Below are 15,482 nucleotides of genomic sequence, written 5' to 3'. Positions count from 1 at the left end.
GGGGAGTATGACGGACAACACGACACGTCTCGATCATGTCGTCCTGTGGGTTCACGACCCGGTCGCCTCGGCCGACTTCTACGAGAAGGCGGTCGGGCTGCGGCCCCTGAGGGTCACCGAGTTCGCCGCGGGGAAGGTCTCCTTCCCTTCCGCGCGGCTCAACGACGAGACCATCCTCGACCTCATGCCCCACTCCGTGGCGGAGAGCATGAAGATGCTCCCCGGCGCCGCCGACAGCTCGGGCCATCCGGTCAACCACGTCTGCCTCGCCCTGCCCGGCGACGACTTCGACACCCTGCACAGCCGGCTCGAGGAACGCGCCGTCCCCGTCTCGGAGTTCTCGTACGACTCCTACGGCGCCCGCGGAAAGGCCAGGCGCAGCTTCTACTTCCGCGACCCGGACGGGAACGTCTTCGAGGCCCGGCACTACGACTAGCCAGAGGTGTGCAAAGCACGCCGGGGGCGGAGAAAGGGGTGCCCACGCGCGCGTACGCGTGGACACCCCGGTGCACTGTGCACACCCCCGCTCACTCCTGTTCGGGAGCTCAGACGGGGCTCACCCCGCTCAGCGCTCCGTGCGGGTCGAGCACGTACTTGCGGCTGGCGCCCTGGTCGAACTCGGCGTAGCCGCGCGGTGCGTCCTCCAGGCCGATGACGGTCGCGTTGACCGCCTTGGCGATGTGCACGCGGCCGTGCAGGATCGCCATCATCAGGCCGCGGTGGTACTTCATCACCGGGCACTGCCCGGTCGTGAAGTGGTGGCTCTTGGCCCAGCCGAGGCCGAGCCGCACCTTCAGCGTCCCGGACTTGGCGTCCTCGTCGATCCCGCCGGGGTCGTCCGTGACGTACAGCCCGGGGATGCCCAGGGCACCGCCCGCGCGTGTGACGCCCATCAGCGAGTTGAGGACCGTAGCGGGCGCCTCGGGGGCGTCCTTGCCGTGGGCGCGGGCCTCGAAGCCGACCGCGTCGACCGCCGCGTCCACCTCGGGTTCCCCGAGGATCTGCACGAGCTGGTCCTCGACGCTGCCCTGGGAGATGTCGACCGTCTCGCAGCCGAAGCTCCGCGCCTGGGCGAGACGCTCGGCGTTGAGGTCGCCGACGACGACCACGGCCGCACCCAGCAGCTGCGCCGACGCGGCCGCAGCCAGACCGACCGGGCCGGCCCCGGCGACGTACACCGTCGAACCGACACCGGCGCCCGAGCTCACCACGCCGTGGAAGCCGGTCGGGAAGATGTCCGACAGCATGGTCAGGTCGAGCAGCTTCTCGCGCGCCTCGTCCCGGTCCGGGAACTTCAGCAGGTTGAAGTCGGCGTACGGGACCATGGCGTACTCGGCCTGGCCGCCGACCCAGCCACCCATGTCGACATAGCCGTACGCCGCCCCGGGCCGGGCCGGGTTGACGTTCAGACAGATGCCGGTCTTGCGCTCCTTGCAGTTGCGGCACCGCCCGCAGGCGATGTTGAACGGTACGGAGACGATGTCGCCGACGTCGATGAACTCGACGTCCGGACCCCGTTCGACGACCTCTCCGGTGATCTCGTGTCCGAGGGCCAGCCCTTCGGGCGCGGTCGTCCGCCCGCGCACCATGTGCTGGTCGCTTCCGCAGATGTTGGTGGCGAGCACCTTGAGGATCACACCGTGCCGGCACTTGCGGCCGACGTTCTCGGATGCGACCCCCGGCCCGTCCTGGAGTTCAAGCGTCGGGTAGTCGATGGTCCTCACTTCCACCGCGCCCGGCTTGAGATACGCGACTGCCCTGTTTCCGCTCATGCGTGATCGCCGTCCCTTCGGCTCCGAGCCTTCGGATGCCAGTGGCTGTGCGCATGGCGGAGTCTGCTACCGCCGCTCCCTTCCGGCCACCCTTCGCGCGCGTGGTTGTCGCTCAGAACAGCGGCTCGGGCAGTACCCCCTCCAGCGCGAGCAGCTTGCGCTTCGTCTCCAGCCCGCCCCCGAACCCGCCGATGCCGCCGTCGCTCTCGACAACCCGGTGGCAGGGCACCACCACCGGCAGCGGATTGGACCCCATTGCAGTCCCCACCGCCTGGGCCGCACCCGGCTGGCCCACCCGCCCGGCCAGGTCGCCGTAGCCCACGACCGCGCCGTACGGCACGCCGGACGCCAGTTCGCGCAGCACCTGCCGGTTGAAGCCGGAGATCAGCGACCAGTCCAGCGGCAGCTCGAAGTCACGTCGCTCACCCGCAAAGTACGCCTCGACCTGCCGTATCGCCTCGGCCAGCAGCGGCGAGTCGGGTGCCTCGACGGGCTCGCAGCCCAGCCGGGACGCCAGCCGCTCGAGCGCCTTGTCGCGCACCGCGTCCGTGGCGTGGAACACGACGTTGACCAGTCCCTCGCGGGTCGCGGCCAGCAGCAGCGGACCGATCCCGCTGTCGACCACCGCCCACACGACCTGCTGTTCGTACTGCCCATGGCTGTCCATGCGCCCACCGTACGACCCGACACTGACAACGCCCGGCGAGCGGGCCTCAGGGCGCCTGCAGCGCGGCCCGGACCACGTCGGGCTTGTTGGTGATGATGCCGTCGACGCCGCGCCGGGCGGCCTGCCGGGCGGTGTCCGCGTCGTCGACGGTCCATGTGAAGACCGTCAGCGGCCTGCCGTGCGGCCCCGTGAAGGCATGGACCGCGGCGACGTAACGGGTCGAGACCGAGCTGTGGGAGGGATTGATCCCGTCGGCGAAGGACGCGTACTCGGGCAGGTCCGACATGGCCGGCGCACCGAGGAAACCCGTCCTGACGGCGGGCTTCAGGTCATGGACGATCCGCAGGCTGTTGGCGCTGAAGCTCTGGACGATCAACCGGCCGGCCAGGTGCTGCCGGTCGAGCCAGCCCTCGTTGCTCAGGACCTTCAGGGTCTGGCGTTCGATACCCGGGTACAGCTCGGGGTTCTTGATCTCCAGGAGCAGCTTCTGGTGGTTGTGCTCGACCCGGTGCATGTACTGCTCCAGCGTCGGCACGCGCGTGCCCGCGTACCGTGGGCCGAACCAGCTCCCCGCGTCCAGGCGCGCGATCTCGGCCGCGGTGAAGTCCTTCACCTTCCAGGACGTCCGGCTGGGGAAGACCTTCTCGACGTCGGTCGTGCGCTGCAGACTGTCATCGTGGATGACGACGAGCTCGCCGTCCTTGGTGCGCTGGACGTCGTTCTCGACCCAGCCGATGCCCAGCCGGGCCGCCTCGTCGATGGCGGCAAGGGTGTTCTCGGGCGCGTAGGCGGAGGCGCCGCGGTGACCGAAGACCAACGGCCGCTCGCTGACGACGTCGCCCGCCCGGGCGGCGGAGCCGGGCAGCAGGAGGGCGGCGGTCCCCAGCAGCGCGGTCGTGATGGCGGCAAGTGCGCGCGCGTACATGCGTACTCCCTCACGTCGTGCGATCACGGACAGATCAACTGTGACAGCAGAGCGTCAACGACGGAGGGGCGCAGAACGGCCACACATTGGACGGAGTCGCCCAAGTCCGCTCACGGGTGCCGCACAACTGGGGCAACGACGTGTTTCTTTGCCGGAAAATCGTTCGACCATTCTGGTGGGAGTCATACTCTCTGCCTCAACCCTGACCGCTCGGGCGGTCCTGGGAGGGGGCGCATTTCAGGGAATTCCGGGACGTAAGAGGGCGGGAAGGGCAGCCGCGCATGCAAGGCACGGTCGACGGATTCAGCTACGGACTCGTCACACCGCTGGTGGCCTATCTCATGGCCTCGCTCGGTGGCGCCCTCGGCCTGCGCTGCACCACCAGATCGATGCTCGTCGCACACTCGTCGCGCCCCGCCTGGCTCGCCCTGGGCTCGGCGGCGATCGGCTCCGGCATATGGACCATGCACTTCGTCGCGATGATGGGGTTCACGGTCAAAGGAGCGCCGATCCACTACGACAAGCCGACGACGTTCGCCAGCCTCGGCATCGCGATCGTCATGGTGGGCGTCGGGATCTTCATCGTCGGCTACAAGGGCGCGACCGGAACGGCCCTGTTCACCGGCGGCACGATCACCGGCCTGGGCATCGCCTCGATGCACTACCTGGGCATGGCCGGCATGCACCTGAACGGAAAGCTGGAGTACAACACGCTCACCGTCGCCGTCTCCGTCGTCATCGCGATGGTCGCCGCCACTGCCGCGCTGTGGGCGGCCGGACAGGTCAGAGGGTTCCTGTGGAGCGTGGGCGCGAGCCTCGTGATGGGGCTCGCGGTCAGCGGCATGCACTACACGGGCATGGCGGCCCTCAGCGTCCATCTCCACGGCACGGGCGCCCCCACCTCCGGCGACTCGCCCGCCGCCCTGCTGTGGCCCATGCTGGTCGGCCCGCTCGCCTTCCTCCTCATCGCCGCCGTGATCGTGATGTTCGATCCGCTCATGGTCATGGGGAAGCCCGACTGGACCCCCGTCGAGCCGAAGCCGGGCGTACCGGCCCACCCCGCCGTCCACCACCCGGCCCGCCGCCCCCCGCTCCGCCCCTCCCGCCAGCCGGGCCGCCGCGGCTCCCGCACCCCGCAGAATCGCTGATCGGGCCGCGTTGTCAGTGGCGGGTCGTACGGTTGATTCCATGCGGCCCGTTTCCAACATCGAACGCACGGTGGCGCCCTTCGAGGTCGTCAGCCCCTACCAGCCCAGCGGCGACCAGCCGACGGCCATCGCCGAGCTGGCCAAACGCATCGAGGCAGGCGAGCGGGACGTCGTCCTGCTCGGCGCGACCGGCACCGGCAAGTCCGCCACCACCGCGTGGATGATCGAGAAGCTCCAGCGCCCGACACTCGTGATGGCGCCGAACAAGACCCTGGCCGCCCAGCTGGCGAACGAGTTCCGCGAGCTGCTGCCGAACAACGCGGTCGAGTACTTCGTCTCGTACTACGACTACTACCAGCCCGAGGCCTACGTCCCGCAGTCGGACACCTACATCGAGAAGGACTCCTCGATCAACGAGGAGGTCGAGCGCCTGCGCCACTCCGCGACCAACTCGCTGCTCACCCGCCGCGACGTCGTGGTGGTCGCCTCGGTCTCCTGCATCTACGGCCTCGGTACGCCGCAGGAGTACGTGGACCGCATGGTCCCCCTCAAGATCGGCGACGAGATCGACCGCGACCAGCTGCTGCGCCGTTTCGTCGACATCCAGTACACGCGCAACGACCTGGCCTTCACCCGGGGAACCTTCCGGGTCCGCGGCGACACCATCGAGATCTTCCCGGTCTACGAGGAACTCGCCGTCCGCATCGAGATGTTCGGCGACGAGATCGAGGCGCTCTCGACGCTCCACCCGGTCACCGGCGAGATCATCAGCGACGACGAGCAGCTGTACGTCTTCCCGGCCTCCCACTACGTCGCGGGCCCCGAGCGCATGGAGCGGGCCGTCAACGACATCGAGAAGGAGCTCGGCGAGCGCCTGGCCGAGCTGGAGAAGCAGGGCAAGCTCCTGGAGGCCCAGCGCCTCAGGATGCGCACGACGTACGACCTCGAGATGCTCCGCCAGATCGGCTCCTGCTCCGGCGTCGAGAACTACTCGATGCACTTCGACGGCCGCGCGCCCGGCTCCCCGCCCAACACCCTGCTGGACTACTTCCCGGACGACTTCCTGCTGGTCATCGACGAGTCCCACAACACCGTCCCGCAGATCGGCGCCATGTACGAGGGCGACGCCTCCCGCAAGCGCACCCTCGTCGACCACGGCTTCCGGCTGCCCTCAGCCCTCGACAACCGGCCCCTGAAGTGGGAGGAGTTCCAGGAGCGCATCGGGCAGACGGTCTATCTGTCGGCGACCCCCGGCAAGTACGAGCTCTCGCGCGCGGACGGCGCCGTGGAGCAGATCATCCGTCCCACCGGCCTGATCGACCCGGAGGTCGTGGTCAAGCCCACCGAAGGCCAGATCGACGACCTGGTGCACGAGATCCGCACGCGCACCGAGAAGGACGAGCGCGTCCTGGTCACCACGCTCACCAAGAAGATGGCCGAGGACCTCACGGACTACTTCCTGGAGCTCGGCATCCAGGTCCGCTATCTGCACAGCGACGTCGACACCCTGCGCCGCGTCGAGTTGCTGCGCGAACTGCGCTCCGGCGAGTTCGACGTCCTCGTCGGCATCAACCTCCTCCGCGAGGGCCTCGACCTGCCCGAGGTGTCCCTGGTGGCCATCCTCGACGCCGACAAGGAGGGCTTCCTGCGCTCCGGCACCTCCCTGATCCAGACCATCGGCCGCGCGGCGCGCAACGTCTCCGGCCAGGTCCACATGTACGCCGACAAGATCACTCCGGCGATGGAGAAGGCCATCGAGGAGACCAACCGCCGCCGGGAGAAGCAGGTCGCGTACAACACCGCGAACGGCATCGACCCCCAGCCGCTCCGCAAGAAGATCAACGACATCGTCGCGCAGATCGCCCGCGAGGACGTCGACACGGAGCAGCTGCTCGGCTCGGGCTACCGCAAGCTGAAGGACGGCAAGGGCGCCAAGGCACCCGTGCCCGCCCTCGGCGGAAAGGCGGCCGGCGGTGCCAAGGCCAAGGGCAAGGCCAAGGAGACGGTTCCGACCGACCGGCCCGCGGCCGAACTCGCCGAACAGATCGAGGAGATGACGGCGCGTATGCGCGCCGCCGCCGCGGACCTCCAGTTCGAGATCGCGGCGCGGCTGCGCGACGAGGTCTCCGAGATGAAGAAGGAACTGCGCCAGATGCGGGAGGCGGGCCTGGCCTGACCCCTGTCGGCCGGCCGTCGTACCTCGGCAGATGCGCACTGTGTTGCAAGACCGACACAAAGCACGAGCCGGGGTACGGCACTGTCAGTGGCCCTGCGTAGGGTTCTGGTCAACCGCGGGTTCCGCGGCAACAGGGGACAGTTCGAGAGGGGAATCAGCGCGTGACCGTCAACATGACCAAGGGTCAGGCCATCAGTCTGCAGAAGAACGACGGAGGCAGCCTGACGGCGGTGCGCATGGGTCTCGGCTGGCAGGCGGCTCCCCGGCGCGGCCTGTTCGGCTCGCGCACCCGGGAGATCGACCTGGATGCCTCCGCCGTCCTGTTCGCGGACAAGCAGCCGGTCGACGTCGTCTTCTTCCGCCACCTGGTGAGCGACGACGGCTCCGTGCGCCACACCGGTGACAACCTCGTCGGCGGTGTCGGCCAGGGTGGCGACGACGAGGCGATCCTCGTCGACCTGGCGCGCATCCCGGTCCACATCGACCAGATCGTCTTCACCGTGAACTCCTTCACGGGCCAGACGTTCCAGGAGGTGCAGAACGCGTTCTGTCGCCTGGTCGACGAGACCAACGGCCAGGAGCTCGCCCGCTACACGCTGGCGGGTGGCGGACAGTACACGGCCCAGATCATGGCGAAGGTGCACCGCTCGGGCCCTGGCTGGACGATGACGGCCCTCGGCACCCCGGCCAACGGCCGCACCTTCCAGGACCTGATGCCGGCGATCCTGCCGCACCTGTAGGACAACCGGGCCGGGGCCCGTCCGGAAGCGGGCCCTGGCCGCACATGACACGACACACCGGCGACACAGGGGGACGAGGGCGATGACGGCCGAGCTGGTGCGGGGGCAGAACCACCCGCTCTCCCAGGCCCGTCTGGAGATCAGGGTTTCGGCCGGCACGCCGATCGTGGCCTCGGCCACGCTCAGCGACGAGCACGGCAGGGCCCGCGGCGTCGAATGGGTGGCCCACGCCGGCGCGCCCAGCCTGCCCGGGCTCGAGGTCTCCAAGCAGGCGGCCGCCGACCACCGTCTCGCCGTGGACCTCGATGCCATGCCCGAGGCCGTGCACCGCGTCAATGTGCTGCTCGCCCTGCCCACGGGGACGGGTCCGGTCCGCTTCGGCGCCGTGGCCGCCCCCTTCGTCGCCGTCACCGGCCTCGACGGAACCGAGGTCGCCAGCTACACGATCACCGGACTGGACGCCGAGTCGGCCGTCGTCGCCCTGGAGCTCTACCGCCGACAGGACGCCTGGAAGGTGCGCGCCGTCGGCCAGGGGTACGCCGGCGGTCTCGCCGAGCTCTTCACCGACCAGGGCCTGCCCGAGGCACACCACCTCGCGGGCAGCATCAACGAGGCGGTGTCCCAGGGCCTGTCCCGCTCGGTCCCGGCACCCCCGCAGCGCACGGCGGACGGCGACCGTACCCGCCAGACGGCCGCACCGGCGCCCGGCCCCGACCAGGGCGGCCCCGCGCCGCACGGCGGCCCCGGGCCCGTGTCCCCGCCGCCCGGCTCCCCGTACGGAACCCCGGGGACCGGCCTGCCGCAGCCCGGATACCCCGCAGGTCCCGCGCCCGCGGACCCCTCCGCCGTCACCCAGCCGTCCGCGTCCACCGCCGGCGGCCCGATCGACTACAGCCACCCGAGGCGGCAGAACGCCGCTCCGCCGCCGCCCCCGCCGACCGCGCCCCCCGCCCCGCCCGGGCAGCCCGCGCGGCCCGTCGCGGGTGACGCGACCGGCTGGTCCATGGAGGAGCGGCTCTACAACCAGGTCTGGGGCATGTTCGAGGACCTGGCCCGCACCACGTCCGCGTACCGCAGCGCCGTCGACTTCGCCGACTCGCGCATGGAGAAGGAGCTCGACCAGGTCCTCTCCGACCCGCGCAGCAGGATCGGCGGGCAGGGCGACACCGCGCGCGAGACGGCCCGCGCCAAGCACACACAGCTCGTCGACCAGGCCAGGGAGGCCCTCGACCGGGATCTCGCCCAGCTCGCCGCCGAGGCCGACGTCGTCGAGCCCGCGCTTCCGCCCGCGTACGCCCGCTGGGACAACCCCGTCTGGCACGGCTACCGGGTGCCGATGGAGATCCCGATGGCCCTGCGCCTGGGCGACCTCTACCTGCCCGAGAGCGAACTGCTGCGCATCCCGATGCTGGTCCGCCTGCCGCTCGAGCGCGGTCTGTGGATCGACAGCGGACGCACCGGAAGCGTCGACGAGTCGTTCGCCGACGCCCACGAACTGGGGCAGCTCGCGATGGCGACGGCCGTGGCGATCGCGGCCCGGCTGCTCGCGGTCTATCCGGCGGGCGAGTTCAGCGTGCACGTCATCGACCCGGCCGGCTCCGGGGTGCAGGCGCTCGCGCCGCTGGTGCAGACCGGCGTCCTCGCGACGCCGCCCGCCCTGGGCGCCGCAGGAGTGACGGACGTCCTGACCCGGCTCACCCAGCGCGTCGACCTGGTGCAGATGGCGGTGCGCGGCGGCGCCGCCGACGCGCTCCCACCCGGCCTCGACACGGCCGAGCAGCTGCTGATCGTCAACGACTTCCCGCACGGCTTCGACGACCGGGCCGTGACCCAGCTGCGCTACCTCGCGGACGAGGGCCCGGCTGTCGGCGTGCACCTGATGATGGTCGCGGACCGCGAGGAGGCCGCCGGTTACGGGCCGTTGCTCGACCCCCTGTGGCGTTCTCTGCTGCGGCTGACCCCGCTGCCCGACGATCACCTCGCCGATCCGTGGGTCGGCCACGCCTGGACGTACGAGCCGTCACTCGTGCCGCCCGGCAGTCAGGTCCTCCAGCAGGTGCTCACCCAGGTGGCAGCAGCCCGTACCAAGCATTGGTAAAGCATCTCTGACCAGCTATTTTGACCTTTTCTTTGCCAATCGCTTTACCGTTCCTTGGTGGTTGGGGTACTGTTGTTCCCACGGAGGGGAGTACTCCCTGTCGACTGCGGCGTGCCCGTCAATACGGATCGGATCTGATCCCGGGGCGTCGGCCCACCGTGGGTGGAAGAGACCTCCGGCAGCGCGACGACGCTGGTCATTGCCGTTACGACTGCCGGAGGCGCAGTGGATGTTTCCCCGACCCTGTGGGTCCTGACCATTGTGGGCCTTGCCGCCCTGATCGCGGTCGACTTCTTCATCGGCCGCAAGCCGCACGACGTCTCGATCAAGGAAGCCGGGATCTGGACGGTCGTCTGGATCGCCCTCGCCGGGCTCTTCGGGCTCGGGCTGCTCCTCTTCGGAAGCGGCCAGGCCGGCGGCGAGTTCTTCGCGGGCTTCATCACCGAGAAGTCACTGAGCGTCGACAACCTCTTCGTCTTCGTCCTGATCATGGCGAAGTTCGCGGTCCCCTCGCAGTACCAGCAGCGGGTGCTGCTCGTCGGCGTCCTCATAGCCCTGGTCCTGCGGGCGATCTTCATCGCCGCGGGCGCCGCGATCCTCGCCAGCTTCGCGTGGGTCTTCTACCTCTTCGGCGCGTTCCTGATCTGGACCGCCTGGAAGCTCATCCAGGAGGCCCGGGCCGACGAGGAGGACGAGGAGTTCGAGGAGAACAAGCTGCTCAAGGCCGCCGAGCGCCGCTTCGGCGTCGCCGACCGCTACCACGGCACCAAGCTGTGGATCCAGCAGAACGGCAAGCGGGTCATGACCCCGATGCTGGTCGTGATGCTGGCGATCGGCACCACGGACGTCCTGTTCGCGCTCGACTCGATCCCCGCGATCTTCGGCCTGACCCAGGACCCGTACATCGTGTTCACCGCGAACGCCTTCGCCCTCATGGGTCTTCGCCAGCTGTACTTCCTGATCGGCGGACTGCTCAAGAAGCTGGTCCACCTCAGCTACGGCCTGTCGATCATCCTGGGCTTCATCGGCGTCAAGCTCGTGCTGCACGCGTTGCACGAGTCCGGCGTGCACGTCCCGGAGATCTCCATCCCGGTCTCCCTCGGCGTGATCTGCGCGGTCCTGATCGTCACCACCATCACCAGCCTGAGGGCGTCCAAGAAGCAGGCGGAGGCCGAGGCGGCGCAGGCGGAGAGCGAAGGCGCTCCGAAGGACAGCATCCAGGCCTGACCGCGACCGACGTAGAAACAACCAGCACCGGGAGTGCCCCACGATGAATTGCAGCCCCCCGCTCCCGGTGCTTCGTTGGGTGCTGAGCGCTCCCGGCCCGGGAGCGCCACGGCCGGGTGGAGGAATCCGTGGACGCACCGATGAAGTTCGTGCAGATCATCGACTTCGAGACCGATCGCATCGACGAGATGCGGCAGCTGTCCGAGGAGACGGACCAGCGCCTCGCGGGCCGCAGCGGCGGCCCCACGCACCGTCTCGTCCTCAAGGACAGGAATCAGCCGAACCGATACCTCGTGGTGATCGAGTTCAACTCCTACGAGGAGGCCATGGCCAACAGCAACGACCCCGAGACAACGAAGTTCGCCGAGCGGATGGCAGCGCTGTGTACAAAGCCGCCGTCCTTCGTCGACTGCGACGTAGAGGCGATGACCGAGTTGAAGTGAGGCGCCGCGGGCCCCGCGCCGCCGGAGTGCGGGGCCCGAACCCCTCTGCGAGGATCGCTCCATGATCGCTCGGCTCAGGTCGCTCACCACCCGGTGGACGTACCTCGTGCCGGTGCTCGCGCTCGTCCTGCTGGCCTTCACCTGGGGACGAGACCTGCCCGCGGCGGTCGTCGCGCTGGTGACACTGGTTCTCGCGGGAGCCGTTCTGTCCGCCGTGCATCATGCCGAGGTGGTCGCCCACCGGGTCGGCGAGCCCTTCGGCTCGCTCGTCCTCGCCGTCGCCGTCACGATCATCGAAGTCGCCCTGATCGTCACGCTGATGGCAGACGGCGGGGACAAGAGCTCGACCCTGGCCCGGGACACCGTCTTCGCGGCCGTGATGATCACCTGCAACGGCATCGTCGGCCTCTGTCTCCTCGTCGCCTCCCTGCGCCACGGCCTCGCGGTCTTCAACCCCGAAGGCACCGGCGCCGCCCTCGCGACGGTCGCCACGCTGGCCACACTCAGCCTGGTACTGCCGACGTTCACGACGAGCAAGCCGGGCCCGGAGTTCTCCGGCGTACAGCTCACCTTCGCCGCGGTCTCCTCGCTGATCCTCTACGGCCTGTTCGTCGCGACCCAGACCGTGCGGCACCGCGACTACTTCCTGCCCATCACCCGCCAGGGCGAGGTCATCGCCGCGGACGACCACGCGGACGCGCCGACCGCCCGCACCGCCCGGATCAGCCTGGGTCTGCTCCTCGTCGCCCTCATCGGCGTGGTCGGGCTGGCGAAGGGCGTCTCCCCCACGATCGAGTCCGGTGTGGAGGCCGCCGGACTGCCTCACGCCGTCGTCGGCGTGATCATCGCCCTGCTGGTGCTGCTCCCGGAGACCATCGCCGCATTGCGCTCCGCCCGCCGGGACCGGGTGCAGACCAGCCTGAACCTCGCCCTCGGCTCCGCCATGGCCAGCATCGGCCTCACCATCCCCGCGGTCGCCCTGGCCTCGATCTGGCTCTCCGGCCCGCTCGTCCTCGGACTCGGCTCGGTGCACATGGTGCTGCTCGCGCTGACCGTGGTGGTGGCCTCCCTGACCGTGGTGCCGGGCAGGGCCACGCCGCTGCAAGGAGGGGTCCATCTGGTGCTGTTCGCGGCCTACTTGGAGCTGGCGATCAATCCATGACCGGCTCCGCGACCACCACCGTCACCGGCCGGGTCTCGGGCAGCATCGCGAAGCACCCGAGGCTCAGCAGCGCGATCCCGGTCAGATAGACGCCCACCCCCCACGGCACCCGGCCGCCGTGCTCGGCGAGGGCCGTCGCCACGATCGGTGTGAGCGCACCCCCGAGGACCCCGCCGAGGTTGTAGCCGACCGCCGCGCCCGTACAGCGCACCCGAGGCTCGTACAACTCGGGCAGATACGCGGCGATCACCCCGAACATCGTGACGAACGCGAGCAGCGCGCCCAGGAAACCCACGAACATCAGCAGCGGCTGACCGGTCGCGAGGAGCGCCACTGTCGGAAGCATCCACACGACCGCGGCAGTACACCCGGCAAGGCACATCGGCCGCCGCCCGTATCGGTCCCCCAGCAGCGCGGCCAACGGCGTCAGCGAGCCCTTCACCGCCACGGCCGCCATGATGCAGGTCAGCATGACGGTACGGCTCACCCCCAGCCGCTCCGTCGCGTATGCGAGGGACCAGGTCGTCACGGCGTAGAAGATCGCATACCCGATGGAGAGGGCGCCCGCCGTCAGCAGGACGAGGCGCCAGTGGTCGCGTGCGACCTCGGCCAGCGGCACGCGCGCGTGGTCGTCGATTTCGAGGAAGCTGGGGCTCTCGGCGAGCGACGACCGCAACCACAGTCCGACAGCGGCCAGCACCCCCGCGAACCAGAACGGCACCCGCCAACCCCACTGCGCGAACTGCGCGTCGGACAGCGTCGCCGACAGCGCCAGCACCACACCGTTGGCGAGCAGGAACCCCAGCGCAGGCCCGACCTGCGGGAAGCTCGACCACAGCGCACGCCGCTCGGCGGGCGCATGCTCCGCGGTCAGCAGCACGGCCCCGCCCCACTCCCCACCGAGCCCCAGGCCCTGCAGAAAACGCAGGACCAGAAGCAGCACGGGGGCGACCACACCGATCGAGTCGTACGTCGGCACACAGCCGACCGCGATCGTCGAGGCGCCGGTCAGCAGCAACGAGCCGACGAGGACCGGCCGGCGCCCCCGCCGGTCCCCGATGTGCCCGAACAGCACCGAACCCAGCGGCCGCGCCACGAACCCCACGCCGAACGTCGCGAAGGCGGCCAGCGTCCCGGCCACCGGCGAGAACGTCGGGAAGAACAGCGGCCCCAGGATCAGCGCTGCCGCGGTCCCGTAGACGAAGAAGTCGTAGAACTCGATGGCCGTCCCGGCGAGCGAGGCGGCCGCGAGCCGCAGCATGGAGGGCGCCCTTACGGTGCGTACGTCGTGCATGCCGCGTCAACTACCCACGGTGACCGCGGGTTACGGGGGCGCGTGAGCGCGGTCGGGTCTCGTCAGTACGTGACGCTGATGCGCCGGGCGGGGCCGTCGACGCGGACGAGGCCGCCGTAGGGGATGACCAGTTGCGGATCGGTGTGCCCGAAGTCCACGTCGAAGACGATCATGGTGCCGGGGGCGTACGTCCGCATCGCGCGCAGTACGGCCTCGCGTTGCTCGGCGGCGTAACGCGCGCCCTCCTCCGGGCTGTTGGGCTGCTCGAAGGACCAGGTCTTGGCCCGGCCCATCAGCAACGCGGAGAAACGCTGCAGGAGCCCGCGCTCACCCATGTTCCGGAGCATTCGGAAGACCTCCGTGGCGCTGGGCATCTCCTCGGAGGTCTCCAGCAGCAGCACTGAGCCGTCGTACTCCGACAGATCGTGCGAGATCTCCCGGTCGGCCATCAGGAGCCAGCCCAAGATCTCCAGACAGCCGCCCCAACTGCGCCCCTCGACGACCCGGTCGGGGTTCACCCACGTCCATCCGCTGCCGGGCCTGGTCTCCGGCTCCTCGTCGAACGTCGTCGGGTCGGCCCAGTCGCGGTTGACGTCGCCCCAGCGCTCGGCGGGCTTCAGCTCGTACTCGCCGGAGGTGAACAGCGCAGCCCGCAGGGACTCGACGGTCAGCTCATGCATGGCGACCGGGCGGCCCAGTGCGGTCATCACGGTCGCGCCGTGGTAGCCGACGATTCCCGTGTTGCGCAGATACATGAGCAGGTTCGTGTTGTCGCTCATCCCGAAGAACGGCTTCGGGTTGGCCCGGATCAACTCCCGGTCCAGCAGCGGCAGGACGGTGATCTGGTCGTCGCCGCCGATCGACGCCATGACGGCCTTGACGTCCGGGTCGGCGAACGCGGCGTGGATGTCGTCGGCGCGCTCCTGCGCAGTCGCGCCCATCTTGCGGGTCGCCGGGTACTCGACCGGTTCGAGGCCGAACTCCTTGCGCAGGCGCTCCAGTCCCAGTTCGTGGGGGCGCGGGAAGAGCCCGGGCAGGCCGGACGCGGGCGAGATCACGGCCATACGGTCCCCGGGCGACGGCTTGGGCGGGTACGAGATCGTCGTCATGCCGGGAGGGTACGGGCCGCCGCGCTCTCGGCGCACCGTGATAAACCGGGTCTGAACAGCGGTCCTGTACGGATCGCGCCACCCGAACGGACCGGAGGAACCGTGCCCCGCACCCTGGCCAACGCCCCGATCATGATCCTCAACGGCCCCAACCTGAACCTCCTCGGCCAGCGTCAGCCGGAGATCTACGGCAAGGACACGCTGGCCGACGTCGAGGCGCTGTGCGCCAAGGCGGCTGCCGCGCACGGGGGCACGGTGGACTTCCGTCAGTCCAACCACGAGGGCGAGTTGGTCGACTGGATCCACGAGGCGCGGCTGAACCACTGCGGGATCGTGATCAACCCCGGTGCCTACTCGCACACGTCAGTCGCGATTCTGGACGCGCTCAACACCTGTGACGGACTGCCCGTGTTGGAGGTCCACATCTCCAACATCCACCAGCGCGAGTCCTTCCGGCACCACTCGTACGTCTCCTTGCGGGCCGACGGGGTCATCGCGGGGTGCGGTGTGCAGGGGTACGTGTTCGGCGTGGAGCGGGTCGCGGCTCTGGCGGGGGCAGCCCAGGCCGACGCGTAGGGCCGGCGGACGGGGCGGTGTGTAAGCCCCGATGACCAGGCGCGCGACTCTTACCGGGACTCTTGCAGAAAGCCCCGGCGTTCACGCCGGGGATGAGTGCATCTCAAGGCTGCTGTGACGTGCACGTCAGAGGGGACGTTTTTGC

At 69.7% G+C, this 15,482-nt stretch carries 14 protein-coding genes; 9 read left to right on the top strand and 5 right to left on the bottom strand.

Translation table 11 applies throughout. The features are described from left to right. Window positions 1-7: 7 nt before the first annotated feature. On the top strand, window positions 8-436 hold the full coding sequence (locus ACFY1L_RS25215) for a VOC family protein (protein ID WP_388828463.1): 429 nt from the start codon (window positions 8-10) through the stop codon (window positions 434-436). Between the two features lie 109 nt (window positions 437-545). On the opposite strand, the gene fdhA is transcribed toward ACFY1L_RS25215, so the two are convergent. The 3 genes from fdhA to ACFY1L_RS25200 form a co-directional block, all read right to left on the bottom strand. Further along, entirely contained in the window at window positions 546-1,772 is a 1,227-nt protein-coding gene (gene fdhA, locus ACFY1L_RS25210) for a formaldehyde dehydrogenase, glutathione-independent (RefSeq protein WP_388828460.1), read from the bottom strand. Window positions 1,773-1,884: 112 nt separating this feature from the next. Next, window positions 1,885-2,439 carry a methylated-DNA--[protein]-cysteine S-methyltransferase gene (locus tag ACFY1L_RS25205; RefSeq protein WP_388828457.1) on the bottom strand — a complete coding sequence of 185 codons (555 nt, stop codon included), beginning with the start codon at window positions 2,437-2,439 and terminating at the stop codon, window positions 1,885-1,887. Between the two features lie 46 nt (window positions 2,440-2,485). Then, entirely contained in the window at window positions 2,486-3,364 is an 879-nt protein-coding gene (locus tag ACFY1L_RS25200) for a glycerophosphodiester phosphodiesterase (RefSeq protein WP_388828454.1), read from the bottom strand. A 281-nt stretch (window positions 3,365-3,645) separates the two neighbouring features. Between ACFY1L_RS25200 and ACFY1L_RS25195 the strand changes: the two genes are divergently transcribed. The 7 genes from ACFY1L_RS25195 (at window position 3,646) to ACFY1L_RS25165 (ending at window position 12,358) form a co-directional block, all read left to right on the top strand. After that, window positions 3,646-4,512 (top strand): MHYT domain-containing protein, encoded by an 867-nt coding sequence (locus tag ACFY1L_RS25195; protein WP_388828451.1) that lies wholly within the window; start codon window positions 3,646-3,648, stop codon window positions 4,510-4,512. 40 nt (window positions 4,513-4,552) lie between these two features. Then, on the top strand, window positions 4,553-6,688 hold the full coding sequence (gene uvrB, locus ACFY1L_RS25190) for an excinuclease ABC subunit UvrB (protein ID WP_388828448.1): 2,136 nt from the start codon (window positions 4,553-4,555) through the stop codon (window positions 6,686-6,688). 161 nt (window positions 6,689-6,849) lie between these two features. Further along, window positions 6,850-7,428 carry a TerD family protein gene (locus ACFY1L_RS25185; protein ID WP_361277645.1) on the top strand — a complete coding sequence of 193 codons (579 nt, stop codon included), beginning with the start codon at window positions 6,850-6,852 and terminating at the stop codon, window positions 7,426-7,428. A gap of 82 nt (window positions 7,429-7,510) precedes the next feature. Further along, the gene (locus tag ACFY1L_RS25180) at window positions 7,511-9,526 is read left to right on the top strand and encodes a TerD family protein (protein ID WP_388828444.1); all 2,016 of its coding nucleotides are present in this window, start codon (window positions 7,511-7,513) and stop codon (window positions 9,524-9,526) included. Window positions 9,527-9,751: 225 nt separating this feature from the next. Continuing rightward, the gene (locus ACFY1L_RS25175; protein WP_388828441.1) at window positions 9,752-10,753 is read left to right on the top strand and encodes a TerC/Alx family metal homeostasis membrane protein; all 1,002 of its coding nucleotides are present in this window, start codon (window positions 9,752-9,754) and stop codon (window positions 10,751-10,753) included. Between the two features lie 140 nt (window positions 10,754-10,893). Beyond that, window positions 10,894-11,196: a hypothetical protein gene (locus ACFY1L_RS25170; protein ID WP_388829835.1), complete on the top strand. Its 303-nt coding sequence runs from the start codon at window positions 10,894-10,896 to the stop codon at window positions 11,194-11,196. A 61-nt stretch (window positions 11,197-11,257) separates the two neighbouring features. Continuing rightward, the gene (locus ACFY1L_RS25165) at window positions 11,258-12,358 is read left to right on the top strand and encodes a calcium:proton antiporter (protein ID WP_388828438.1); all 1,101 of its coding nucleotides are present in this window, start codon (window positions 11,258-11,260) and stop codon (window positions 12,356-12,358) included. On the opposite strand, the gene ACFY1L_RS25160 is transcribed toward ACFY1L_RS25165, so the two are convergent. Together ACFY1L_RS25160 and ACFY1L_RS25155 are read right to left on the bottom strand one after the other, a co-directional pair. Next, the gene (locus ACFY1L_RS25160; RefSeq protein WP_388828435.1) at window positions 12,348-13,652 is read right to left on the bottom strand and encodes an MFS transporter; all 1,305 of its coding nucleotides are present in this window, start codon (window positions 13,650-13,652) and stop codon (window positions 12,348-12,350) included. The two genes, ACFY1L_RS25165 and ACFY1L_RS25160, sit on opposite strands and share 11 nt — an antisense overlap. A 62-nt stretch (window positions 13,653-13,714) precedes the next feature. Next, window positions 13,715-14,761: a S66 peptidase family protein gene (locus ACFY1L_RS25155; RefSeq protein ID WP_388828432.1), complete on the bottom strand. Its 1,047-nt coding sequence runs from the start codon at window positions 14,759-14,761 to the stop codon at window positions 13,715-13,717. A gap of 102 nt (window positions 14,762-14,863) precedes the next feature. Here ACFY1L_RS25155 and aroQ point away from each other — a divergent pair, with 102 nt between their 5' ends. Beyond that, on the top strand, window positions 14,864-15,337 hold the full coding sequence (aroQ, locus tag ACFY1L_RS25150; RefSeq protein WP_266585494.1) for a type II 3-dehydroquinate dehydratase: 474 nt from the start codon (window positions 14,864-14,866) through the stop codon (window positions 15,335-15,337). The last annotated feature ends 145 nt before the right edge of the window (window positions 15,338-15,482 follow it).

The organism is Streptomyces sp. NPDC001663 (genome assembly GCF_042893105.1).
In the GTDB taxonomy this organism is placed as follows: domain Bacteria; phylum Actinomycetota; class Actinomycetes; order Streptomycetales; family Streptomycetaceae; genus Streptomyces.
This window is presented reverse-complemented; position numbering and strand designations above follow the sequence as displayed.